This window comes from Comamonas terrae (genome assembly GCF_001544075.1).
GTDB lineage: Bacteria > Pseudomonadota > Gammaproteobacteria > Burkholderiales > Burkholderiaceae_C > Comamonas > Comamonas terrae.
Map to the genome: position 1 here is coordinate 1 of NZ_BCNT01000025.1, position 24,140 is coordinate 24,140.

Annotated in this window: 22 protein-coding genes; 13 read left to right on the top strand and 9 right to left on the bottom strand. The window is 66.8% G+C overall.

Features of this window, described 5'->3' with window-relative positions; genetic code table 11:
• The first annotated feature begins 61 nt into the window (after positions 1-61).
• Positions 62-808: a 16S rRNA pseudouridine(516) synthase gene (locus tag Cte04_RS20630; protein WP_066483629.1), complete on the top strand. Its 747-nt coding sequence runs from the start codon at positions 62-64 to the stop codon at positions 806-808.
• A gap of 57 nt (positions 809-865) precedes the next feature.
• Here the strand turns inward: Cte04_RS20630 and Cte04_RS20635 are convergent, their stop codons facing one another.
• The 3 genes from Cte04_RS20635 to Cte04_RS20645 are packed head-to-tail and all read right to left on the bottom strand — an operon-like array spanning position 866 to position 3,519.
• Positions 866-1,297 carry an Hsp15 family ribosome-associated heat shock protein gene (locus Cte04_RS20635; protein ID WP_066483633.1) on the bottom strand — a complete coding sequence of 144 codons (432 nt, stop codon included), beginning with the start codon at positions 1,295-1,297 and terminating at the stop codon, positions 866-868.
• Between the two features lie 27 nt (positions 1,298-1,324).
• Positions 1,325-2,833 carry a sensor histidine kinase gene (locus Cte04_RS20640; protein WP_066483635.1) on the bottom strand — a complete coding sequence of 503 codons (1,509 nt, stop codon included), beginning with the start codon at positions 2,831-2,833 and terminating at the stop codon, positions 1,325-1,327.
• Entirely contained in the window at positions 2,830-3,519 is a 690-nt protein-coding gene (locus tag Cte04_RS20645; RefSeq protein ID WP_066483636.1) for a response regulator, read from the bottom strand. The genes Cte04_RS20640 and Cte04_RS20645 overlap by 4 nt, the downstream gene beginning before the upstream one ends.
• Positions 3,520-3,665: 146 nt before the next feature.
• Here Cte04_RS20645 and Cte04_RS20650 point away from each other — a divergent pair, with 146 nt between their 5' ends.
• The 11 genes from Cte04_RS20650 to Cte04_RS20700 all read left to right on the top strand — a co-directional run bounded on the left by Cte04_RS20650 (position 3,666) and on the right by Cte04_RS20700 (position 17,167).
• On the top strand, positions 3,666-4,625 hold the full coding sequence (locus Cte04_RS20650; RefSeq protein WP_066483637.1) for a Bug family tripartite tricarboxylate transporter substrate binding protein: 960 nt from the start codon (positions 3,666-3,668) through the stop codon (positions 4,623-4,625).
• 159 nt (positions 4,626-4,784) lie between these two features.
• Positions 4,785-5,378, top strand: coding sequence for a tripartite tricarboxylate transporter TctB family protein (locus tag Cte04_RS20655; RefSeq protein WP_066483641.1), 594 nt, complete (start codon positions 4,785-4,787; stop codon positions 5,376-5,378).
• Positions 5,378-6,901 (top strand): tripartite tricarboxylate transporter permease, encoded by a 1,524-nt coding sequence (locus tag Cte04_RS20660; RefSeq protein ID WP_066483643.1) that lies wholly within the window; start codon positions 5,378-5,380, stop codon positions 6,899-6,901. The genes Cte04_RS20655 and Cte04_RS20660 overlap by 1 nt, the downstream gene beginning before the upstream one ends.
• Before the next feature lie 261 nt (positions 6,902-7,162).
• Complete coding sequence (locus tag Cte04_RS20665; protein ID WP_066483644.1) at positions 7,163-8,713, top strand: sigma-54 interaction domain-containing protein; 1,551 nt, start codon at positions 7,163-7,165, stop codon at positions 8,711-8,713.
• Between the two features lie 183 nt (positions 8,714-8,896).
• Positions 8,897-10,108 carry a substrate-binding domain-containing protein gene (locus tag Cte04_RS20670; protein WP_066483646.1) on the top strand — a complete coding sequence of 404 codons (1,212 nt, stop codon included), beginning with the start codon at positions 8,897-8,899 and terminating at the stop codon, positions 10,106-10,108.
• 181 nt (positions 10,109-10,289) lie between these two features.
• Positions 10,290-11,066, top strand: coding sequence for an ABC transporter ATP-binding protein (locus Cte04_RS20675; RefSeq protein WP_066483649.1), 777 nt, complete (start codon positions 10,290-10,292; stop codon positions 11,064-11,066).
• Positions 11,063-11,788 (top strand): ABC transporter ATP-binding protein, encoded by a 726-nt coding sequence (locus tag Cte04_RS20680; RefSeq protein WP_066483650.1) that lies wholly within the window; start codon positions 11,063-11,065, stop codon positions 11,786-11,788. Before Cte04_RS20675 ends, Cte04_RS20680 begins: the two co-directional genes overlap by 4 nt.
• Positions 11,789-11,879: 91 nt before the next feature.
• Positions 11,880-12,863 carry a branched-chain amino acid ABC transporter permease gene (locus Cte04_RS20685; RefSeq protein ID WP_066483651.1) on the top strand — a complete coding sequence of 328 codons (984 nt, stop codon included), beginning with the start codon at positions 11,880-11,882 and terminating at the stop codon, positions 12,861-12,863.
• Positions 12,864-12,874: 11 nt separating this feature from the next.
• A complete protein-coding gene (locus Cte04_RS20690; RefSeq protein WP_066483653.1) occupies positions 12,875-13,945 on the top strand; it encodes a branched-chain amino acid ABC transporter permease in 1,071 nt (356 codons plus the stop codon).
• Between the two features lie 70 nt (positions 13,946-14,015).
• Complete coding sequence (locus Cte04_RS20695) at positions 14,016-16,163, top strand: D-(-)-3-hydroxybutyrate oligomer hydrolase (protein WP_066483654.1); 2,148 nt, start codon at positions 14,016-14,018, stop codon at positions 16,161-16,163.
• A 92-nt stretch (positions 16,164-16,255) separates the two neighbouring features.
• Positions 16,256-17,167: an alpha/beta fold hydrolase gene (locus Cte04_RS20700; protein ID WP_066483656.1), complete on the top strand. Its 912-nt coding sequence runs from the start codon at positions 16,256-16,258 to the stop codon at positions 17,165-17,167.
• Here Cte04_RS20700 and Cte04_RS20705 read toward each other — a convergent pair.
• Positions 17,161-18,498, bottom strand: a complete 1,338-nt coding sequence (locus tag Cte04_RS20705) for an MFS family transporter (protein WP_066483659.1) — start codon at positions 18,496-18,498, stop codon at positions 17,161-17,163. The two genes, Cte04_RS20700 and Cte04_RS20705, sit on opposite strands and share 7 nt — an antisense overlap.
• A gap of 402 nt (positions 18,499-18,900) precedes the next feature.
• Here Cte04_RS20705 and Cte04_RS20710 point away from each other — a divergent pair, with 402 nt between their 5' ends.
• On the top strand, positions 18,901-19,914 hold the full coding sequence (locus Cte04_RS20710) for a rhodanese-like domain-containing protein (RefSeq protein ID WP_083526786.1): 1,014 nt from the start codon (positions 18,901-18,903) through the stop codon (positions 19,912-19,914).
• A 27-nt stretch (positions 19,915-19,941) separates the two neighbouring features.
• Here Cte04_RS20710 and Cte04_RS21805 read toward each other — a convergent pair whose 3' ends face one another.
• From Cte04_RS21805 to hemH, 5 genes are all read right to left on the bottom strand, one after another.
• Complete coding sequence (locus Cte04_RS21805) at positions 19,942-20,115, bottom strand: hypothetical protein (RefSeq protein WP_169798074.1); 174 nt, start codon at positions 20,113-20,115, stop codon at positions 19,942-19,944.
• Positions 20,116-20,130: 15 nt separating this feature from the next.
• Positions 20,131-21,228: a YeeE/YedE thiosulfate transporter family protein gene (locus tag Cte04_RS20715; protein WP_066483660.1), complete on the bottom strand. Its 1,098-nt coding sequence runs from the start codon at positions 21,226-21,228 to the stop codon at positions 20,131-20,133.
• A 64-nt stretch (positions 21,229-21,292) separates the two neighbouring features.
• A complete protein-coding gene (locus Cte04_RS20720) occupies positions 21,293-22,249 on the bottom strand; it encodes a sulfurtransferase (protein WP_066483664.1) in 957 nt (318 codons plus the stop codon).
• A 193-nt stretch (positions 22,250-22,442) separates the two neighbouring features.
• Positions 22,443-22,979 carry a GNAT family N-acetyltransferase gene (locus tag Cte04_RS20725; RefSeq protein ID WP_066483665.1) on the bottom strand — a complete coding sequence of 179 codons (537 nt, stop codon included), beginning with the start codon at positions 22,977-22,979 and terminating at the stop codon, positions 22,443-22,445.
• A gap of 14 nt (positions 22,980-22,993) precedes the next feature.
• Positions 22,994-24,091: a ferrochelatase gene (hemH, locus tag Cte04_RS20730; RefSeq protein WP_066483668.1), complete on the bottom strand. Its 1,098-nt coding sequence runs from the start codon at positions 24,089-24,091 to the stop codon at positions 22,994-22,996.
• Positions 24,092-24,140: the final 49 nt, after the last annotated feature.

The following is a 24,140-nucleotide window of genomic DNA, read 5'->3' on the forward strand; positions in this document are numbered from 1 at the left end:
CCAAGGCTGCGGGGTTTTTTATTGCTGGGTTGAATATTCGCGAGCAGGAAAAGGATCAGGCATGCAATTGCAGGAGATGTTGTATACCCAGGGTTTTGGCATCCGCCGCGTGTGTTCGGGTCTGGTGCAACAGGGGTGGGTGCAGCTGTGGAACGCACAAAGCAACGCATGGGAGCAGGTGCTCGATTCGACGCTGGAGATCGATCCCGAAGGGCTGCGCTTCAAGGTACAGGGCGTGGAATGGGAATACCACGAACTTGGCTATGTACTGCTCCACAAGCCTGCGGGCACCGAGTGCTCCCAGAAGCCATCGGCCCATCCGAGCATTTATACCCTGCTGCCAGCGCCTTTGCGGCAGCGGCCCAACAAAGGGGCCATCCAGGGTGTGCAGGCAGTGGGCCGCCTGGATCAGGACACCACGGGCCTGCTCTTGCTCAGCGATGATGGCCAGTTCATCCACCGCATGTCCTCGCCGAAGAAGCATGTGTCCAAGGTGTACCGCGTGACCTGCAAGCATCCGGTGGACGACAAGCAGGTGCAGCGCCTGCTCGACGGCGTGGTGCTGGACGATGATCCCAAGCCGGTCAAGGCTGCAGCCTGCGAGCAGGTGGACAGCCATGTGCTGGACCTGACCTTGACCGAAGGCAAGTACCACCAGGTCAAGCGCATGCTGGCCGCCGTGGGCAACCGCGTGGAAGGCCTGCACCGCTGGAAGATGGGCGGTCTGGTCTTGCCCGTGGATCTGGCGCCGGGCCAGTGGCGTTGGCTGACGCCAGAAGAGCTGGCCTTGCTCAAGCCCGGGAAATAAAAAAAGCCTCCTGAGGGAGACTTTTTGCCGTGGCCGCTTTCTGTCATGGAAGTCGGTTCAGTCCTCGATGGAGGCGCTCCAGCGGTCTCCCCAGGGATCGCGCATGCGCTCCATGTCGCGGCGGTCGCGCTTGGTGGGGCGGCCGGTATGCTGGGCAGCCAGGGCCGCGGCCGGCTCGGGGGCCCGGCGCCTTTGTTCGGCCAGCTGTTCGCGGTTGAGCTTGCTTTGTGCCGTTTCCTCATATAGCGTCTGCGCCACGGGAGCGGGCCCGCGCATGCCGCTCAGGCCGCGCACGATCACTTCCTTGGGAATGTTGCCCTGCTTGAGGGCAATCGTGTCGCCCGGATGTATTTCGCGGGCGGCCTTGGCATGGCTGCCATTGACCGTGACCCGGCCTCTGCCGATTTCCTCCACGGCCAGGCTGCGCGTCTTGTAAAAGCGCGCGCACCACAGCCACTTGTCCAGACGCATGGATTCCAGTTCGCTCATATGCGTATTTTGCGAGGCTTTGGTGACTCAAGCCAAGTCGTTGGGCGCTGCTGCCTCACTGGTTTTTTCGACTGGAAACATCGGTAACCGTACCAGGGCCTGCAGGCCGCGGACCTGGCCGTCCACATCATGCAGATTGCTCAGAGCGATGCGGCCGCCCAGCGTCTGGACGATTTCCTGGCAGATGGCCAGCCCCAGACCCGAGCCGCTGCGCGCATTGCCGGCCGAAAAGGGCTGGAACAGGCGCTGAGCCAGCTCCTGGTCGATGCCGCTGCCGCTGTCGCGGATGCTCAGCATGGCATCCGGGCCCTGCGCCTGGACATGGATCTGCAGCTGGCCGCGCGGCGGCGTGTGGCGGATGGCGTTGTGCAGCAGGTTGCGCGTGAGTTCGCGCAACATCCATTCGTGCGCGGGAACGGGGCATGGACGGGTGTCTATGGCGAAATCCATATCGTGCTCGGCGATCAGGGGCGACAGCTCCAGGGCGATGTCGCGCACGATCTCATCCAGCAACACCGGCGGCGTGGGCTGGGGTGCATTGCTGTCTTCCTGGCGCAGTTGCTCCACCTTGGCAAGGGCCAGCATCTGGTTGGCAACGCGCGTGGCGCGGTCGACCGTAGTGCCGATTTCCTCGAGTGCCTGCATGGGCGGGATGTCGCCGCGCTGGGCGGACTGCACCTGGGCCTTGAGTACCGCCAGCGGCGTGCGCAACTGGTGGGAGGCGTCGCGCACGAAGCGTTTCTGGTTGTCGAGCAGCCGCCGCAGCCGGCCCATGAGCTGGTTGGTGGCATCCAGCAGCGGCTGCACTTCACGGGGCGCCTGCGAGGCATCCAGGGGGCTCAGGTCGCCCTGGGAGCGCGCATGCAGGCTCTGGCTGAGCTGGCGCACAGGCTGTGTGGCGCGCTGGACCACGATGACGACGATGAGTGCCACCACCATGACCAGCAGGGCCTGGCGGATCAGGGTATCGCGCAGGATCTGCAGGGCCAGGGTCTCGCGCAGCTCCAGTGTCTCGGCCACCTGGATCACCGCCATGCCGCGGCCGTTGGAGCTGGCCACGGGCTGCAGCAGCACGGCCACGCGCACCGGATGGCCGCGGAACGTGTCGTTGTAGAAATCGACCAGCGCCGCATAGGGCGGGCGCTGCGGTATGTGGCCGTGCCACATGGGCAGTTCGTCGAAGCCCGAAATCAGCTCGCCGTCGAGCGTGGAGACGCGGTAGAACATGCGGCTCTGATTGTCGGCCTCGAAAGTCTCCAGCGCCGAATAGGGAACAATGGCCCGCAGCCTGGCGTTCTCGTCGTAGCCGGTGACGTCGATCTCCTCGCTGATGCTCTTGGCCGAAGCCAGCAGCGTGCGGTCGTAGGCCGTATGCAGCGTGGCCAATGTCTGCTGGTACAGGCTCCAGGCGTTGAGGGCGATCAGCAGGATGACAGGCAGCAGAATGCCCGTGAGCAGCAGCCGCCGCAGCGACCAGGGCGTGCGTCTGCGCCGCCCTGCCGAAGAGGCGTCGCCCGGGTCGCCCAGCCTTGTCATGCCGCGCTTTCCGTCTTGAGCAGGTAGCCCAGGCCGCGCAGCGTGACCAGCTGCAGGCCGGTGCCGGAGAGCTTTTTGCGTAGCCGGTAGGCCACCACTTCGATGGCTTCGTACTGCACGTCGACTTCGCCGGGAAAGACCAGGCTGAACAGCCTTTCCTTGGCGACCGCATGGCCGGGACGGGCCAGCAGCGCATGCATCATGGCCAGCTCGCGCGGAGTCAGCTCCATGATCTCGTTGTTCAGATACAGCGCACCGCTTTCCTTTTCGTAGCGCAGTGCGCCCATCTCCACGGCCTCCGAGGCCGGTTTGGGTGTGAAACTGTCATGGCTGCGCCGCAGCAGGGCGCGCAGCCGCGCCTCCAGTTCGTCCAGATCGAAGGGCTTGGCCAGATAGTCGTCGGCGCCGGCGTTCAGGCCCAGCACGCGGTCGCCCACGGTGCCGCGCGCCGTCAGCACCAGCACGGGGGTGCGCAGGCCCTGGGCGCGCACGCGCTCCAGCACCTGCAGGCCGTCCAGGCCGGGCAGGCTCAGGTCCAGCACCACGGCATCGGGCTCGCGCGTCAGCCAGTGGGCCAGGGCGCTGGGGCCGTCGGCGGCCACTTCCACATTCAGGCCGCGGCGCATCAGCGTGCGCTGCAGCGTGGTGCGCATGGCAGAGTCGTCTTCAACAAGCAGCAATTGCATGGCGCGCACGTTAGCACCGACTGATGCCGGCGTTCTCCGCGGGCCGGCATGCCCCCGTGAATCTAGGGAATGCCCTAGGTGTTTGGACAGCTGTTTGACAGGCAGGACCTTCATCATCGCCCCACCCATTACAAAAGGAGCAAACCATGCGTCGTGATACCTTTTTGAAGTCGCTGGCCGCCTTGGCGGCAGTTGGCAGCCTGCCGCTGTCGGCCCAGGCCGCGGCAGCCATCAAGATGATGCTGCCGGCCAACCCGGGCGGTGGCTGGGACACCACGGGCCGTGCCCTGGGCAAGGCCCTGCAGGATGCCGGCGTGGCGTCCTCGGTGACCTACGACAACAAGGGCGGCGCAGCCGGCGCCATCGGCCTGGCGCAGTTTGTGAACAGCAGCAAGGGCGATCCCAATGCCATGATGGTCATGGGTGCCGTGATGGTGGGCGGCATCATCACCGGCAAGCCGCCCGTGAACCTGAGCCAGGCCACGCCGCTGGCGCGCCTGACCAGCGAATACAACGTCTTCGTGCTGCCCGCCAATTCGCCCTACAAGAACATGGCCGAGGTGGTCGCCCAGCTCAAGAAGGACCCGGGCTCCATCAAATGGGGCGGCGGCTCGCGCGGCTCCACCGAACACATTGCGGCAGCCATGATCGCGCGTGAAGTCGGCGTGGACCCCGCCAAGATCAACTACGTGGCCTTCCGCGGGGGCGGCGAGGCGATCTCCGCCATCCTGGGCGGCAACGTGACCGTGGGCGGCAGCGGCTATTCGGAGTTTGCCGAGTACATCGCCAGCGGCAAGATGAAGCCCATCGGCGTCACCTCGGGCCAGCGCCTCAAGGGCCTGGACACGCCCACGCTCAAGGAGCAGGGCATCAACGTGGAAATCGGCAACTGGCGCGGCGTCTACGGCGCGCCCGGCATCAGCAAGGCCCAGCGTGACGAGCTGATCGCCATGATCGAAAAGGCCACCAAGAGCAAGGCCTGGGCCGAAGCCATGCAGAAGAACGACTGGACGGCCGCCTGGCTGGCCGGCGACGCCTTCGCCAAGTTCGTGGACGACGAGTTCGCAAGCCTGCGCGCCACCATGGTCAAGTCCGGCATGGTGTGATGAAGGCAGGCAGCCGGGCGCCCTGTCCGGCTGCTTCGGCGAAGAAGGCGTCATGCCTGGGGCCATGCCTTGCCAGCCTTGGCTTGACCGTTTTTTTAGCCTCCGGTGCCATTGCAGGCACTCCGCCCCGAGTGCCGGCACCCCAATACATGCAATCTCATGTCTGAAACTTTCCAAAAACTGGCCGAGGCCGCGGAGACCGCCCAGGTCTCGGCCTATGCCGATCCGGACGAGCCCCAAAGCCCCAACGTGCCTTCCGCGATGGCGCAGACCATTGTGGGCGCCGGCGTGCTGCTGGTGGCCATAGGCCTGGCCGTGGGTGCGCTGCAGATTCCGGGCGACTCCGGCTACGGCGGCGTCGGCCCCAACTTCCTGCCCTGGCTGTGCGCCGCAGTGCTGGGCCTGTGCGGCACCATGCTGATCTGGGAAGCCCGCACCGGCGGCTTTCGCCATGCGGCCGATCCCGGCGGTCAGCCCAAGGCCGACATCCTGCCCTTTGTCTGGGTGTCCGCGGGCCTGCTGGTCAATGCCGCGCTGATCGCCAAGCTGGGCTTCATCTTCAGCTGCGCGCTGTGCTATGTACTGGCCGTCCAGGGCCTGCGACGCGCGGCGGGCCAGAGCCAGGCCGGTGCCATCGGCACCTGGGCCAAGGACGTCGTGACGGGCCTGCTGATCTCGGCTCCCGTGTTCTGGATGTTCACGCAATTCCTGGCGATCAACCTGCCGGGCCTGACTGAAACAGGGTGGCTGTAATGGATATCTTCAACGCACTTCTGGCCGGCTTTGCCACGGCCATCACCCCCGTCAACCTGCTGTGGGCGCTGGTGGGCTGCGCGCTGGGCACGGCCGTGGGCGTGCTGCCCGGCATCGGCCCCGCAGTGGCCGTGGCCATGCTGCTGCCGATCACTGCCAAGGTGGACGTGACGGCGTCCATGATCTTCTTCTCCGGCATCTACTACGGCGCCATGTATGGCGGCTCGACCACCTCCATCCTGCTCAACACCCCCGGCGAAACCGCCAGCATGGTGACGGCCATGGAGGGCAACAAGATGGCCAAGAGCGGCCGCGCCGGCGCGGCGCTGGCGACGGCGGCCATCGGCTCCTTCGTGGCCGGCACCTTCGCCACCGTGGTCGTGACGCTGTTCGCTCCCTACGTGGCCGACTTCGCCGTGAAGCTGGGCCCGCCCGAGTACTTTATGCTCATGGTGCTGGCCTTCACCACGGTGAGCGCGGTGCTGGGCCAGAGCTCGCTGCGCGGCATGACAGCGCTGTTCGTGGGCCTGGCCGCCGGCTGCGTGGGCATGGACCAGATCTCCGGCGCGGCCCGCTACACGGGCAACCAGATGGAGCTGCTGGACGGCATCGACATCGTGCTGGTGGCCGTGGGCCTGTTCGCCGTGGCCGAGGTGCTGTACGCCGCCCTCTATGAAGGCAAGGTCGAGGAGTCGCAGAACAAGCTGACCCGCGTCCACATGACCCGTCGCGACTGGAAGCGCTCCTGGCCCGCCTGGATCCGCGGCACCGTCATCGGCACGCCGTTCGGCTGCATTCCCGCCGGCGGCACCGAGATTCCGACCTTCCTGAGCTACGCGACCGAAAAGAAGCTGGCCAAGGGCGAGGACAAGGCCGAATTCGGCAAGCAGGGCGCCATCGAAGGCGTGGCCGGCCCCGAGTCCGCCAACAACGCCACGGTGACGGCGGCCCTGATCCCGCTGCTGACGCTGGGCATTCCCACCAGCAACACCACGGCCGTGCTGCTGGGCGCGTTCCAGAACTACGGCATCAACCCCGGCCCGCAGCTGTTCACCAGCTCCGCGGCCCTGGTATGGGCGCTGATCGCCTCGCTGTACATCGGCAACGTCATGCTGCTGGTGCTCAACCTGCCCATGGTGGGCCTGTGGGTCAAGCTGCTGAAGATTCCCCGCCCCCAGCTGTACGCCGGCATTCTGATCTTCGCCACCGTGGGGGCCTACGGCATGCGCCAGAGCGCGTTCGACCTGTTCCTGCTCTACGGCATCGGCGTGCTGGGCGTGATCATGCGCCGCTTCGACTTCCCCACCGCCCCCGTGGTGGTCGGCATGATCCTCGGCCCCCTGGCCGAAGCGCAGATGCGCAACGCGGTCTCCATCGGCGAAGGCAGCTGGTGGATCTTCCTGCAGCGCCCCATGTCGCTGACGCTGATCGTCATCGTGCTGGCCGTGCTCATCGTGCCGCGCGTGATCAAGCGCATGGCCGATGCCAGGCAGGCGCGCCTGGAGGAGGGTGCGGCCGCCTGAGGCAATCCTTTGCTAGCCTACTGCGGATGAGCCACGCATGGCATCTGCGGGCACTCACACCCTCTGTCCAAAAGACAGAGGGTTTTTTTATGGGCCGCCCCGGGGCAGAACGTCTGCTGGACCATGGCTGCACGGAGCGTGCAAGTGCCGGGGGCTTTCCGGTGGACATCCTCTTGGGGCGAAATGGAATATCCCTCAGAATGCCTTGGAGTGCTTTATGTCAAAGCGCCAGCAGCTCTCTTTATCGGAGCGCCTCCCACCATGGCCCCACCCCTGCAAACCACCGAGACTCCATCCGCCGCCCAGGGCGCGGCCCTGCCGCTGGACGCCGAAGGCATCTACGCGCTGGCCGCGCGCTCCATGTTCCAGCTGTTCTCGTCCATCAGCCAGGGCATGTTCCTGGTCGACCAGACCGGGCGCATCGTCTGGGTCAACGAGGGCTACGAGCGCTTTCTGCCGCGGCTGGGCGTGGCATCGGTCCACGACTTCCTGGGCCACAAGGTCGAGGAGGTGATTCCCAACACCCAGATGCGCCGCGTGCTGGAAACCGGCCAGCCCGTGCTCATCGACCTGCTGACCAACCGGGCCGGCACCTTTGTCGTGAGCCGGTTGCCGCTGCATGACGGCGACGGCGTGCTGTTCGGCGCCATCGGCATCGTGCTGTTCGACCAGCCCGAAACCACGCTGCAGCCGCTGATCAGCAAGTTCGCGCTGCTGCAGCGCGACCTGGATGAGGCCAAGCGGGAGCTGGCTGCCCAGCGCACCCGCAGCCTGCGTGCCTCGGTCGATGGCGCCCGGCGCGCCAAGTACAGCTTTGCCAGCTTCGTGGGCAGCAGCCCGGCGTCCGTGGAGGTCAAGCGCCAGGCGCGCCGCGCGGCCCAGTCCATGAGCCCTGTGCTGCTGCTGGGCGAGACCGGTACGGGCAAGGAGCTGCTGGCCCATGCCATCCACAGCGCCTCGGCCCGCGCCGGCGGCCCCTTCGTGAGCGTCAACATCGCCGCCATTCCCGAAGCGCTGCTGGAAGCCGAGTTCTTTGGCGTGGCGCCCGGCGCCTATACGGGTGCCGAGCGCAAGCCGCGCGACGGCAAGTTCAAGCTGGCCGACGGCGGCACGCTGTTCCTCGACGAGATCGGCGACATGCCGCCAAGTCTGCAGGCCAAGCTGCTGCGCGCCCTGCAGGAAAGCGAGATCGAGCCGCTGGGTTCCAACCAGATCGTGCGCTTCGATGTGCGCGTGGTGGCCGCCACCTCGCGCGACCTGCCGCAGATGGTGCGCGACGGGCTGTTCCGCGAAGACCTGTTCTACCGCCTGCATGTGCTGCCCATCCGCGTGCCGCCGCTGCGCGAGCGCCGCAGCGACATTCCGGCGCTGGTCGAAGTGCTGGGCGAGGACCTGGCGCTGCGCAGCGACATGCCCATGCCCGAACTGGGCGCCAGGGCACTGGAGCTGCTGGCCGCCCAGGAATGGCGCGGCAATATCCGCGAGCTGCGCAACGTGCTGGAGCAGGCCGCCATGCAATGCGACGACAGCCTGATCGGCCCCGAAGTGCTGCTGCAGGTGCTCAAATCCTCAGGGCTGGAGCCGGCCGACCTGTCGGCGCATGCACGCTCCGCGCAAGCCGGTGCTTCAGGCGAAAAGGCGAGTGCGGATCGCCGGCTGCTGCGCCCGCTGGCCGAACAGATTGCCGAACTGGAGGGCCAGGCCATCCGCGCGGCGCTGGAGGTACACGCCGGCAACAAGCTGGCCACGGCCAAGGCGCTGGGCATTTCACGCGCCACTCTGTATGACCGCATGGCGGCGCTGAATCTGTAGGCTTTGTCTGCAATTCAGGCATTTGTCTGAAGTTCAGGCAATTCGATGTCTGGATTTCGGGCATCCAATGGGTGACCAAGCAGGCGTCGCAAGACATGGATGCCTTGGCATGAACCCTGCTAGACAATGCGCAGGCAGGCAAAGACCTGTACGAGATCTGAAGAACGAACCGGAGACAAACCCATGCTCAAGCACCCCCAGCGGCGCACCCTGATCCAGTCGGCTGCGCTGGCCGCGATGGCCATGACAGCGGCCGCCATGGCGCCTGCGGCGCTCGCGGAGTCCGAAATCCGCATTGCCCACGTCTACAGCAAGACCGGCCCTCTGGAAGCCTACGGCAAGCAGACCCAGGCCGGCCTGATGATGGGCCTGGAATATGCGACCGGCGGCACCATGACGGTGGCGGGCAGGAAGCTGGTGGTGATCGAGAAGGACGACCAGGGCAAGCCCGATCTGGGCAAGAGCCAGCTGGCCACCGCGTATTCGGACGACAAGGCCGACCTGGCCGTGGGCCCCAGCGCCTCGGGCGTGGCGCTGGCCATGCTGCCCGTGGCTGAGGAATACAAGAAGATCCTGATCGTGGAGCCCGCCGTGGCCGACTCGATCACGGGCGACAAGTGGAACAAGTACATCTTCCGCACGGGCCGCAATTCCAGCCAGGATGCGATCAGCAATGCCGTGGCCATCGACAAGCCCGGCGTGACCATTGCCACGCTGGCTCAGGACAATGCCTTCGGCCGCGACGGCGTCAAGGCTTTCAAGGAAGCCATCAAGAAGGGCAAGCTGGTGCACGAGGAGTACCTGCCCGCGGCCACGACCGACTTCACGGCCGGCGCCCAGCGCCTGATCGACAAGCTCAAGGACCAGCCGGGCAGGAAGATCATCTGGATCGTCTGGGCAGGCGCCGGCAATCCTTTCAAGATCGCCGACATGGACCTCAAGCGCTACGGCATCGAGATCGCCACGGGCGGCAACATCCTGCCTGCCATGGCCGCCTACAAGAACCTGCCGGGCATGGAAGGCGCGACCTATTACTACTACGGCATTCCCAAGAATCCGGTCAACGAGGCGCTGGTGTCCATGAACTACAAGCAGTTCAAGGCGCCGCCGGACTTCTTCACGGCGGGCGGCTTCTCGGCCGCCATGGCCATCGTCACGGCGCTCAAGAAGACCAATGGCGACACCAAGGCCAATGCGCTGATCAAGGCCATGGAAGGCATGAGCTTCGACACGCCCAAGGGACCGATGACCTTCCGCAAGCAGGACCACCAGGCCATGCAGAGCATGTACCACTTCAGGATCAAGAACGACCCGGCCTTTGCCTGGGGCGTGCCGGAGCTGGTGCGCGAGATCAAGCCTGAAGAAATGAACGTTCCCGTCCGGAACGGACGGTAACCACCCCCTGAGTCGCTTCGCGCCTTCCCCCTCTCTCTTCGGGAGGGGGACGACGCCATCGCCGCGAGGCGGCTCTTGCTCGGCGTCTCTGACTTGGTCAGCGCGGGCAGGGTTTGGTTCACTTTTTGATAGCTGCATGCGCTTGTGTGTAGGGCGCTAGGGGCTGATTTTCCTATTTCTCATGCTGACCACTGACAAGCTCACCATTCGCTTTGGCGGCCATGTGGCGGTCAACGGCGTGACCTGCTCCTTCGAGCCGGGCACGCTGACGGCCATCGTCGGCCCCAACGGCGCGGGCAAGACCACCTACTTCAATCTGATCTCGGGGCAGTTGCGGGCCACGGAGGGCCGGGTGTCGCTGCAGGGCCGCGACCTCACGGACCTGCCGCCTTCGGCGCGCACGCGCGCCGGCCTGGGGCGGGCCTTCCAGCTCACGAATCTGTTTCCGGCCCTGTCGGTGCTGGAGAACGTGCGCCTGGCCGTGCAGGCCACGCGCCAGGGGGCGCACCGGCGTGGCATGAACCTCTGGAGCATCTGGAGCGACCACGGCATGCTGCTGGCGCGTGCGCAGCAGATCCTGGAGCAGGTGGCGCTGTGGGCGCGGCGCGACGAACCGGTCTCGGCCCTGCCGCATGGCGACCAGCGCAAGCTGGAGGTGGCGCTGCTCATGGCGCTGGAGCCGCAGGTCTATATGTTCGACGAGCCCACGGCGGGCATGAGCCATGACGAGGCGCCGGTGATCCTCGACCTGATCCGCGAACTCAAGAAGGACCGCAGCAAGACCATTTTGCTGGTGGAGCACAAGATGGACGTGGTGCGCGAACTGGCCGACCGCATCATCGTGCTGACCAACGGCACGCTGGTGGCCGATGGGCTGCCGGCCGAGGTGATCGCTTCGCCCGTCGTGCAGCAAGCCTATCTGGGCAATGTCGCAGGCGCCGCCAAGGAGGCCGCATGAGCAACGCTTTGCTTGAACTCCAGGGCGTGCACACCCACATCGGCGCCTATCACATCCTCCACGGCGTGGATTTGGCCGTGCCGCGAGGCGAGGTCACCATGCTGCTGGGCCGCAACGGCGCGGGCAAGACGACCACGCTGCGCACCATCATGGGCCTGTGGCAGGCCAGCCAGGGCCGCATCCGTTTCGCCCAGCAGGACATCACGCGCCTGTCCACGCCGGCGATAGCCCGGCTCAACATCGCCTATGTGCCCGAGAACATGGGCATCTTCGCCGACCTCACGGTCAAGGAAAACCTGTTGCTGGCCGCACGCTCGGCCTCGAACGCCGCACGCATGGACCGCCAGCGCCTGGACTGGATCTGCGAGCTGTTCCCTGCCGTGCAGAAGTTCTGGGACCACCCGGCCGGCAAGCTCAGCGGCGGGCAAAAGCAGATGGTGGCCGTGGCGCGCGCCATCGTCGAGCCGCGCGACCTGCTCATCGTGGACGAGCCCAGCAAGGGGCTGGCTCCGGCCATCATCAACAACATGATCGACGCCTTTGCCCGGCTCAAAGCCAGCGGCGTGAGCATTCTGCTGGTGGAGCAGAACATCGCCTTTGCCAAGCGACTGGGCGACGGTGTGGCCGTGATGGACAACGGCCGCGTCGTGCATGCGGGCCGCATGGCCGATCTCGCGGCCGACGAGGAACTGCAGCAGTCGCTGCTGGGGCTGGCGCTATGAGGTCACAAAAATCAAAGCAAAAAGCAGCTCAAGCGCTTGCTGGTCAAGCGCTGGCAGCTATGGATATGAAAGTTGGCGCCGAGGTGAGGACATGATGCGCAAGGACCGCGATTACAAGCCGCTGCTGCTGGTGCCGATGCTGGCGCTGGCCACCCTGCCGCTGGTGGGATCGCCCAGCACCTGGCTCACGCTGACGGTGGCGGGCCTGGCCATGGGCATGATCATTTTCATCATCGCTTCGGGCCTGACGCTGGTGTTCGGCCTCATGGACGTGCTCAACTTCGGCCATGGCGTGTTCATTGCGCTGGGCGCCTTCGTCGCCACCAGCGTGCTCGGCGCCATGGGCGACTGGACGGGTTCGGCGCAGCTGTGGCGCAACCTGGTGGCCGTGCTGCCGGCCATGGTGGTGGCCATGCTGGTGGCGGGCGCCCTGGGCCTGGCCTTCGAGCGCTTCATCGTGCGGCCCGTCTACGGCCAGCACCTCAAGCAGATTCTCATCACCATGGGCGGCATGATCATCGGCGAGGAGTTGATCAAGGTCATCTGGGGGCCGCAGCAGATTCCGCTGCCGCTGCCCGAGGCCATGAAGGGCGCCTGGTTGCTGGGCGACGCGGCCGTGGAGAAATACCGGGTCTTCGCCGTGCTGGTGGGCGCCGCCGTGTTCGCGGTGCTGGCCTGGACGCTGGCACGCACCAAGATCGGCCTGCTGATCCGCGCCGGCGTGCAGGACCGCGAAATGGTCGAATCCCTGGGCTACCGCGTGCGCCGCCTGTTCGTGGCCGTGTTCGTCGCGGGCTCGGCCCTGGCCGGCCTGGGCGGCGTGATGTGGGGCCTGTACCAGCAGAACGTGGTGGCGCAGATGGGCGCCCAGGTCAATGTGCTGATCTTCATCGTCATCATCATCGGCGGCCTGGGCAGCACGGGCGGTGCGCTGATCGGTGCGCTGCTCGTCGGGCTGATGGCCAACTACACGGGCTTTCTGGTGCCCAAGGTGGCGCTGTTTTCCAATATCGCGCTCATGGTGGCTGTCTTGCTGTGGCGTCCCCAAGGCATCTATCCGGTCGCCAACCGCTGAGGGAGAACAGAATGCTCAACCGTTTGCTCTCCGGCGATATGCCGCGCAATCGCGTGCTGGCCGTGATGCTGCTGGCCATCTTCGCGGGCCTGGCCCTGGCGCCGTTTCTCTTTCCCGGCGTTAAGGCGCTCAATGTGGCGGCCAAGGTGCTGATCTTTGTGGTGCTGGTGGCCAGCTTCGACCTGCTGCTCGGCTATACCGGCATCGTGAGCTTTGCCCACACCATGTTCTTCGGCATAGGCGCTTATGGCGTGGCCATTGCCTCCACGCGCCTGGGCGCGGGCTGGGGCGCGCTGGCTGCGGGGCTGGGCGGCGCGCTCGCGGTTTCGCTGCTGCTGTCGCTGGCCGTGGGCCTGTTCTCGCTGCGCGTGCGGGCCATCTTCTTCGCCATGATCACGCTGGCCGTGGCCGCGGCCTTCCAGACCCTGGCCTCGCAGCTGTCGGACTGGACCGGGGGCGAGGACGGCCTGACCTTCAGGATGCCCGAATGGCTGTCGCCCAGCTTCGAGCCTTTCGAGAGCGAGATCTTCGGCGTGACCATCGACGGCAAGATCCTCAGCTACTACCTGCTGTTCGTTCTCGCCGTGGTCTTGGTCCTGATGCTGCTGCGCATCGTCAATTCGCCGTTCGGCCGCGTGCTGCAGGCGATCCGCGAGAACGAATTCCGTGCCGAGGCCATCGGCTACCGCGTGGTGGTCTACCGCACCACCTCCAGCGTGCTGTCGGCCCTGTTCGCCTGCGTGGCGGGGGCCATGCTGGCCGTCTGGCTGCGCTACAACGGACCCGATACCTCGCTCTCGTTCGAGATCATGATGGACTGCCTGCTCATCGTGGTGATCGGCGGCATGGGCACCGTCTACGGCGCGGTGGTCGGCTCCGTCGTGTTCCTGATCGCCCAGAGCTATCTGCAGGACCTGCTGCGCCTGGCCAGCGAGACCGCCAGCAGCCTGCCCTGGCTGGCCGCGCTGCTCTCGCCCGACCGCTGGCTGCTGTGGCTGGGGCTGCTGTTCGTGCTGTCGGTCTACTACTTCCCGACCGGCGTGGTGGGCCGGCTGCGCGCGGCAGCGGCGCGCAAGGCCTGAGCCCGAAGTTCCCATTCTTTCCCCGGCATCCCTTCCCTGACTGCTTTCACCACGACAGGAGACATGGTCCATGAAGAAGAACCCTGTGATTGCCTTGCCGCCCCTTCCCCTGGGGGCTCTTGCCGCGCTGGCGGCCGCCGTTCTGGCCGCCTGCGGGGGCGGCGACGGCGGAGAACGCAATGCCAAGCCCGGCTACCTGGGCGAGGTGCGGCAGCAGAGCTATGACGGCAGCAGCGACGACCTGCTGACTGCGGGCCTGGGCAGGAGCGGCCTGGCCGCCGCCACGGCGCCGGGCTTTGCCGATGCGCTCAGGCCCACGGCGGCCGAGCTGCGCCGCCTGGCCATCCACACCAATTACCGCGCCATGCTGGACATGACGGCGGCGGGCGGCTACGGCACGTTCTACGGCCCCAATGTGGATGCGCAGGGCCGGGTGACGGCTGGCGAAGGCAAGATCGCTGGCACCGAGTACATCGCGTTCTCGGACGACGGCACGGGCCGCAAGAACGTCACGCTCATGGTGCAGGTGCCGGACAGCTTCGATCCCAGGAAGGCCTGCATCGTCACCGCCACGGCTTCGGGCTCGCGCGGCGTGTACGGCGCCATCTCCACGGGCGAATGGGGGCTCAAGCGCGGCTGCGCGGTGGCCTATTCCGACAAGGGCACGGGCGCCGCGCCGCACGACCTCATGGGCGACACCGTGCCGCTGATCGACGGCACGCGCGCCACGGCCGCCGCGGCGGGCAAGCAGGCGGCCTTCAACGCGGGACTCACGGCCGGCGAACTGGCCGCCTTCAACACCGCCACGCCCAACCGCTTTGCCTTCAAGCATGCGCACTCGGGCCAGAACGCCGAGAAGGACTGGGGCCGTACCACGCTGCAGGCCGTGGAGTTCGCCTACTACGTGCTCAACGAGCGCTATGGGGACCGCAACGTGCTGGGCGAGCGCCTGAAGACGCTCAAGCCCGGCAACACCATCGTCATCGCATCGAGCATCTCCAACGGCGGCGGCGCGGCGATTGCCGCGGCCGAGCAGGACACGCAGGGCCTCATCGACGGCGTGGCCGTGTCCGAGCCTGCGGTGGAGCTGCCCGCCAGCCCCGGCGTGACCGTGCAGCGCGGCAGCGCGGCGCTGCCCGTGGTGGGCAGGACGCTGGTGGATTTCACGACCTATGCCAATCTCTACCAACCCTGCGCCTCGCTGGCGGCATCGGTCAGTGGCTCGCCCTATGCGGCGGCGTTCGCCGCGGGCTTTGCGAGTGCTGCGCTGCCGATTGCGCCCAACCGCTGCGCGGCGCTCAGGACCGCCGGTTTGCTGAGCGCCACGACCACGGCGGCCCAGGCCGAGGAAGCCTTGCAGAAGCTGCGCGACTATGGCTGGGAGCCCGAGTCCGGCGAGCTGCATGCCTCGCTGGCCGCCTTCGAGGTGGCGCCCGCCGTGTCGGTCACTTTTGCCAATTCGCTCTCGCGCGCCAGCGTGAAGGACAGCCTCTGCGGCTACAGCTATGCGGCAGCAAGCGCTTCCGGCGCCGTGGCGCCGCTGGCGCCCGAGGCGCTGGCCAGCATGTTCTCCACGGGCAACGGCGTTCCGCCATCGAGCGGCGTGCAGCTCATCAACAACAAGGGCAAGTTCGGCGCCGCGCGCGACTTCCTCTCCGTCTCGGTGAACTCGGGCGTGGCCGACTGGAACACGCCGGGCGCGCTGTGCCTGCGCAATCTGGTCACCGGCAGCGATGCCGCCGCCAGGGCGCTGCAGGCCGGTGTCGACGAGACGCGGCGCAACGGCAATCTGCGCGGCAAGCCGGCCATCATCGTCCACGGCCGCGCGGATGCGCTGCTGCCCGTGAACCACACGACGCGGCCTTATGTGGCGCTCAACCGGAAAGTGGAGGGGGCCGCCAGCAAGCTCAGCTATGTGGAGGTCACGAATGCCCAGCACTTCGACAGCTTCATCGGACTGCCCGCCGTGCTGCCGGGCTACGACACGCGCTACATCCCGCTGCATGTCTACCTGAACCGCGCGCTCGATGCCATGTACGACCACCTGGCCAGCGGCAAGGCGCTGCCGCCCAGCCAGGTGGTGCGCACAGTGCCGCGCGGCGGCATGCCGGGGCAGGCACCGGCCTTGCAGCCGGCCAACCTGCCGGTGATAGCCGGCACGCCGGCGGCGGCCGACAGGATAGAGGTCGGTGCCGGTGCCATCCGCGTGCCGGACTGATGCGCATGACCGGCCGGCGGCTGCGGCTACCGGCTGACTACCGAATTTGATAGCTGATGGTGCTTATCACATAAGCGCTGGAGGCACTTTTGATGCTGAAATTTGCCATGCCCAACAACTGTGCTTCTGCGGCCATCGTGCCGGCATCCCGCTATGCGAACTGCGCTGGCTACGAGATTCATTACATGGACTGGCAGCCGACCAGCGAGCCCGTGGCCACGGTGATCGCCTGGCACGGCCTGGCCCGCACGGGCCGTGACATGGATGCGCTGGCGCAGTTCCTGGCCGGCCAGGGCTATCGCGTGATCTGCCCCGACACGCTGGGCCGGGGCCTGAGCCAGTGGAGCCGGGCGCCGCAAGAGGAATACAACCTGCGCTTTTACGCGCGGCTGGCGCGCGAGCTGATGGATGCGCTGGGGCTGGAGCAGGTGCACTGGGTGGGAACCTCCATGGGCGGAGCGATAGGCACGGTCTGCGCCTCGGGCCTGTTCGAGCCAGCGCTCAGGCAGCGCATTCTCACGCTCACGCTCAACGACAACGCGCCCGAGCTGGCCGATGCAGCGCTGGCGCGCATCAGGGCCTATGCGGGACAGCCGCCGGTGTTTGCCACCGTGGCCGAGCTGGAGGACTTTTTCCGCACGGCCTACAAACCCTATGGCTGGCTCAGCGAGGCCGAGTGGCGCAAGCTCACCGAGACCAGCACGCGCCGCACCGACGACGGCCGCGTGACGCCGCACTACGACCCGGCCATGATCCAGCAGTTCACCGCGCACGATGACGACTACCTGATCTGGGAGCACTACGATGCGCTGGCGCTGCCCGTGTTGCTGCTGCGCGGCGTGGATTCGGATCTGGTGCTCAGGCCCGTGGCCGAGCGCATGCAGCAGCGCGGGCCCGGTACCCAGGGGCTGCTGACCTGGCTGGAAATCGAAGGCTGCGGCCATGCGCCGGCCCTCAATGTGCCGGCGCACTTCGACGCCGTGCTGGGGCACTTGCGTCAGTGATCGTGGTGCAGGTAGGCGGCCTGCCGGGGCAGCCGCATGCTGACGAAGAAAGCCAGCACCATCATGGCCGTCACATACCAGAAGAAAGCATGCTCGTGGCCCAGGGTCTTGAGCCCCAGCGCCACGTATTCGGCCGATCCGCCGAAGATCGCGTTGGCAATCGCGTAGGCCAGGCCCACGCCCAGGGCGCGCACTTCGGGCGGGAACATCTCGGCCTTCACAATGCCGGACACCGAGGTATAGAAGCTCACGATCAGCATGCCTGCGGTGATCAGCAAAAAGGCCGGCAACGGGCTTTGCACATGCTGGAGCGCCGTCAGGATGGGGACGGTGAACAGGGCGCCCAGGCCACCGAACAGCATCATGTTGGTGCGCCGGCCGATGCGGTCCGACAGCATGCCGAACAGCGGCTGCACGCACATGAAGACCAGCAGCGCAAAGGTCATCACATGGCTGGCGGTCTTGATGGGCAGATGCACCGTGTTGACCAGGTACTTCTGCATATAGGTCGAGAAGGTGTAGAAGATCAGCGAGCCGCCGGCCGTGTAGCCCAGGACCGTGAGGAACGCTGCCTTATGGTGGCGCAGCAGGCCGCCGATGGTGCCGGCCTCGGCGGTTTTCCTGGCGGCCTCGGTCTGCGTCTCGTGCAGCGTGCGGCGCAGCAGCAACGCGACCACGGCCGCGACGGCGCCGCAGACGAACGGAATGCGCCAGCCCCAGGCCTTGAGTTCGGCCTCCGTCAGCAGGGCCTCGAGAATGACGATGACCAGCACGGCCAGCAACTGTCCCCCGATCAGGGTCACGTACTGGAACGAGGAGAAAAAGCCGCGCTGGCCGCGTAGCGCGACCTCGCTCATGTAGGTGGCCGTGGTGCCGTATTCGCCGCCCACGGACAGGCCCTGGAACAGCCGGCATATCAGCAGCAGGAACGGTGCCCAGGCGCCGATCTGGTCGTAGGTGGGCAGGGCGGCGATCACCAGGGAGCCCGCGCACATCATGGTCACCGAGATCAGCAGCGAGGTCTTGCGGCCCAGCCGGTCGCCGATGCGGCCGAACAGCCAGCCGCCGATGGGCCGCATCAGAAAGCCCGCCGCGAACACGCCCGCGGTGTTGAGCAGCTGGGCCGTGGGATCGGACTTCGGAAAGAACGAAGGCGCGAAATACAGCGCGGCGAATGCGTAGACATAGAAGTCGAACCACTCGACCAGATTGCCCGACGAGGCCGCCATGATGGCGAAGACCCGGTGCCGCCTTTCCTCGGGGGTATAGCTGCGCGGTGCTGCAGCGTCCTGCGCTGCAGGGGTGGACGTGCGGTTGTATGACTCTTGCATGGACTGCCTTTCCTGTCAGAACGTGCGGACGCTCTCCACGCAGCCGCCGGGGTTCGGGCTGCGGTGTGGCAGCCGCACGCAGGCAAGAAGCCTTGCGGACGACTTCGCGCACCATCCCGCTCCGTAAAGCCGCTGCCGCGGCGCCAGGGGACGCCGATACGTTCCAAGTGCGTGTATGCGCTGCGGGCCTGGCTGGCCGAACCGGCGGCCGGCCAGGACCCTGACCGGTTCATATTGCACCTGCGTCGCCTGCCACGGCTGTCGGTCGATTGCCTGTCAGCGCATCGGAACTGCAAGGACTTTTCCGGCGCGATTCAACCCTGGCGCAGCAGGGGTGCGGCGGCGGCGCTAGCATGGCGCGCATGCGGCGACGGTGGCTGCAGTCAGCCTGGAGTTGAGGCCATGGGTTTTCTGGTGGATCTGATTCGGGAATACGGCCTGGGCATCGTGTTCCTCAATGTGTTCGTGGAACAGCTGGGAGCGCCGGTGCCGGCCTATCCCGTGCTGGTGGTCACGGGCGCGCTCGAAGGTGCAAGCGGCGCGCGTCTGGGCTGGCTCACAGCCCTGGCCGTGGCCGCGGCGCTGCTGGCCGACGTGATCTGGTACCAGGCGGGCAAGGCCTACGGCCATCGCGTGCTGGGCCGCATCTGCCGCATTTCGCTGTCGCCCGATGCCTGCATACGCCAGACCGAGTCGGTCTACGGCCGCTGGGGCGCCAAGTCGCTGCTGGTGGCCAAGTTCGTGCCGGGCTTTGCCTCCATCGCCAGCGCGCTGGCCGGCGTGGTCGGCACGCCGCTGCGCACCTTCGTGCTGTTCGACATGCTGGGCGCGCTGATCTGGGTAGGCTCGGCCGTCTTCCTGGGATCGCTGTTCGCCTCGACCGTGGAGAGCCTGCTCGATGTGCTCACGGCCCTGGGCAAATGGGGACTGCTGCTTCTGCTCGTGGCCTTTGCCGTCTTCGTGGCGCGCAAATGGTGGCAGCGCCACCGCGTGATCCGCTCGCTCAAGATGCCGCGCATGTCGGTGGCCGAGCTGGCCGGCCTGCATGCCCAGGGCGTGCGCCCCACGGTGATCGACGTGCGCGAGTCCATCCTCTACGACCGTGGCCACATTCCCGGCGCTCGGCCCTGGCAGCGCAGCCAGGAAGAGGGCCGGATTGCCTACGAGGCGCTGCTGCCGCGCGAGCAGCATGCGCATGGGCTGGTGGTCTATTGCGACTGCCCGAATGAAATCTCGGCGGCGCGCGTGGCCAGGCAGCTGATGCGTGCCGGCTTCACCAATGTCCGTCCCCTTGTGGGCGGATTGTCGGCCTGGGAGGCCGCCGGCTTCGATGTGGAAAAGGCCGGCAACGAGGCCGAGCCCGCGCCGGAGGCGGCTGCGGCCTCCGGGATTTCCGAGACCATGACGCCGTCCTGACCGGCGGCCTGGCAAAGGCTTTCTGGCTTATTTGCCCGCGGGCATGGAGCAGTGTCCGCCCTGGGCCGCCTGGCCCGAACCCGCTGCAATCAGCGGCGCCTCGAAGCGCAGATCCACGGGCGGCGACTGCCAGAAGTCCCAGGCCAGGAAAAGAACCAGCACGGCCCAGAAGACGGTGCGCAAAGTGTTTTGTTGTGTCATCCGAATCTCCGGGGCTCAGAACCCAAAATGGCGGCGGATGCGCAGGCCGAAAATCGTGCCCATGAAGGCCATGGGCACCCAGATCCAGCCATGGACGGAGCCCGTGGAAATGCCCGAGAACATGGCGCCCACGTTGCAGCCGAAGGCCAGGCGCGAGCTGTAGCCCAGCACCAGGCCGGCCGCCAGCGCCACTGCCCACTGCGTGCCGGTTAGCGCCTTGGCGGCGGCAGGCTTGCCTGCGGCAATCCATAGTGCGCCGCCCAGGATGCCGATGTTGGTGATGCTGGTCACATCCAGCAGCACGGTTTCGTGCAGGCGTGCGGCATTGCCGGGCTGGCTCCAGAACCAGTTGCCGGCCAGGTCCACGGCGCCTGTGGCGTTGGCTACCTTGGCGGCCCAGAGGCCGAAGCCGTAGACCACGCCCCAGGGCTGGCCCGCGATGACGAGGTTGAGCGTGGCGAAGACGGCCAGCAGCACGGCGCCGACCAGCCATTTGCGCACCAGCAGCGGCCTGGGCGCGCGGCCCAGCGCCGCATTGGCGCGCCTGGCATACCATGCCACCCCCGCTGCAATTGCGGCCAGTGCCGCCAGCGTGGCGCCCAGGGCTGGTGCCCAGCCCCATTCGGTTATCAGGCCCACGGGCGCGGTATGGCCCAGGTCCAGCCACCAGCCCAGGTGCAGGCTGCCCAGAAAGCTGCCGATCGCAAATATGGGCAGGATGGCCGTGTTCATGGGAATGCCCATGCCGGCCTTGTACAGCGTGCCGCTGCCGCAGCCGTCGGCTATCTGCATGCACAGGCCGAAGACGAAGGCGCCGACCAGTAGGCTGATGCTGGGTGGACCCAGCGCCGCGGTCAGCTCGGGAAAGTGGCCCAGCAGCGGCATGGCCATGGCGGCGGCCAGGGCCAGCAGCAGCAACTGGCCGAAGATGCCGCTGGCGTCCTTTTCCTCGACCAGCATGCGCCAGCCTGTGGTGAAGCCGAAGCGCTGGCCGGCCAGCACGGCGCCCAGGCCGATGCCGACGAGGAACAGCGCAGCCTGGCGCACCGAGACGCTCCAGAGCAGCCAGCCAAAGAAAACGGCCAGTACGGCCGCAATGGGAAGTCGTTTCATGTTTGGGGTATCACATTGAAGGCGTCCTCCCCCTTCAAGGGGAAGGCGCGCAGCGCCTCAGGGGTTATTTGAAGTTTTTGTCCCACCACTTTTGTGCGTCGTAGGCGAGGGACTGGGCGCGGCCCGGCTGGTTGGCCATGCGCGGTGCCTCCTTGGACTGGGTCCAGTCCACCATGGAGCCCGCATAGAGCTTGACATTGGGCAGGCCGGCCATCTCCGACAGGCCGAACCAGTCGGTGGCCGCCCAGTGGCCGGTGTTGCAGAAGGCCACCGTGTCCTGGCCCTGCTGGCGCTGGAGCTTGCCGGCGATTTCCCTGGCCTTGGCGGCATCCACGAATTGCGAGGTGCCGGGCACGAACCACTGGTTGAAATCGAGCTGCTGGGCGCCGGGCAGCGTGCCCGAGAGCTTGGCGGCAGGCGCGCGCACCTTGCCCTGGTAGAAGGCGTCGGGGCGCGAATCGACCAGGGCCGCATTCGACAGGTCCAGGTGCCGGCCCACATCCTGGCGCGTGGCCAGCCACTGGGCATCGAACGTGGGTGCGTAGCTGCTGTGCGCGACCTTCACGGCCGCCTGGCTCACCGGCTTGCCGGCCGATTCCCAGGCCTTCATGCCGCCGTTGACGATGGACAGTTCCTTCAGGCCCAGGCTCTTGAGAGTCCAGTACACGCGCGCCATGGCGCCGAAGTCTGTGGCATCGGCACCGCTGGAGACCACCACGGCATGGGTGGCAGGCGTCAGGCCCAGCGACTGCACCAGCGCGACCAGCCTGGCCTGGTCGGGCAGCTCGCCCGGGTTGCTGGCCGGGCCGCGCCATTTGCCGTAGGGCGCATTCACGGCCTGGGCAATATGGCCGGCCTCGAAGGCCTTGGGATCGCGGATGTCGATCACGCGGGTGTCGGCCTGCTGCAGCAGCGGCTGCAGCTGCTCGGGCGTGAGCAGGGGCGGGGCGGCCAGCGCCCAGGTACTGGTGGAAAGGCCCAGGCCCATGGCCAGTGCGTAAGTGAGAGAGGCGTTTTTCATGGCAGGAGTCGGCAGAACCGGGTCGCCGGCAGTCGTGGCTATGGCCGAAGCCTCTATTGTCCGGCTTTGGACGGTCCGGCCCCGGGCTGGAAAATTTGCCTGCTTGTCGCTTGTGGTAATGGGCGAGATTCGGCTGCGGGCAGTCTCGGGATTCCAGTCTCGTCGCTGCCTGGCCGAGGCTGGATCAGCGTGATCAGCTATGCAACGAAAGCTCGTGTACCAGCAGAGAAAACCGGTGCAGCGATGCATAGCGTTCCCCGCGCCGGGTGCATTCGCGCAGCAGGCCTTCGTGGGAAAAGCCTGCCGCTGCCAGCAGCCGGGCCGAGGCCAGGTTCTCGGGCTCCACATAGGCCACGACGCTGTGCAGCTTCAGCTTTTCAAAAGCCCGGGGCAGCCACTGGCGCAATGCCTGCCGCATCAGGCCCTTGCCCCAATGGCGGGGCAGCAGCCAGTAGCCCAGCTCGGCACTGTCGCCGTCATCGTCACGGTCATAGATGCCTAGGGCGCCCAGCACCTGCTCTTGCGCGCAGGTGGCCTGCCACCAGCCTGTGCCTTGCGCTGCCTGCTCCTGGTACCAGGCCAGCTGTTCGCGGGCTATGGCCTGGGCATCGGTCTGCTCTGTCTCCAGGCCGTAAAACTGCGTGACCCTGGCATCGCCCATGGCCTGGGCCACCACGGGCAGATCGGCGGCGCGGAAATCACGGAACTGCAGGCAATGGCCGATGCGCATACAGCCGACCAGGTTTATTGAGCGGCGCCGGCCGATTGGGCCCGCCGGCTGCGTTCCTGCAACTGGGCGGCATCCTCGCGCTGCGTGGGCCATCCCTGCAGATGCTGCTGGGCAATCCGGCTCAGGGCCGTGATCCAGGGCGCATCGTCGTTGAGGCAGGTGATGTATTCGAACTGCTGGCCGCCTGCGTGCACAAAGGCTTCGCGCGCTTCCTGGTTGATTTCCTCCAGGGTTTCCAGGCAGTCGCTGGTGAAGCCCGGGCACACCACGTCCACGCGCCTGGTGCCCTGCTGGGCCAGGGCGATTAGCGAGGGCTCGGTATAGGGCTCCAGCCACTTGGCCTTGCCGAAGCGGGACTGGAAGGTCACGAGATACTGGTTGTCGCCGAGCCGCAGCCGCTGGGCCAGCAGCCGCGCCGTCTTGTGCGATTCGCAGTGGTAGGGGTCGCCCAGGCGCAGCGTGCGCTCGGGTACGCCGTGAAAGCTCATGACCAGCTTCTCGCCGCGGCCGTTGCCGCGCCAGTGTGCCTCGATGCGCTGGGCCAGTGCCTCGATATAGCCTGCATCGTCGTGGTAGCGGTTCACGAAGCGCAGCTCGGGGATGTGGCGCTGGGTTCTGGCCCAGTCGTAGACCGCGTCGAACACGCTGGCCGTGGTGGTGCCCGAATACTGGGGGTAGAGCGGCAGAATCAGGATGCGGTTCGCGCCTTCGGCCTTGAGGGCATCGAGCTGGGAGGCGATCGAGGGCTTGCCGTAGCGCATGGCATGGCGCACCAGCACGTTGTGGCCGGCCTCGCCCAGCCAGCCGCGCAGCAGCGTGGCCTGGCGCTGGGTCCAGTGCAGCAGCGGCGAACCGTTCTTCTCGTGCCAGACGGTGGCGTACTTGGCCGCCGACCTGGCCGGCCGCGTGCGCAGGATGATGCCGTGCAGAATCGGCCACCAGGCCAGTCTGGGAATCTCCACCACCCGGTTGTCGCCGAGGAATTCGGCCAGATAGGGCCGCACGGCCGCTGCCGTGGGCGCCTCGGGCGTGCCCAGGTTGCACAGCAGCACCGCGGTGCGGGCAGATTGGTCGTGGCGGAAGGCGGGTTCGGGCGCAAAGCGTGAAGACATGGCTGCGATTGTGGCAGCTTGGGATAGGCGCAGTCGTCTGGAGGCGATC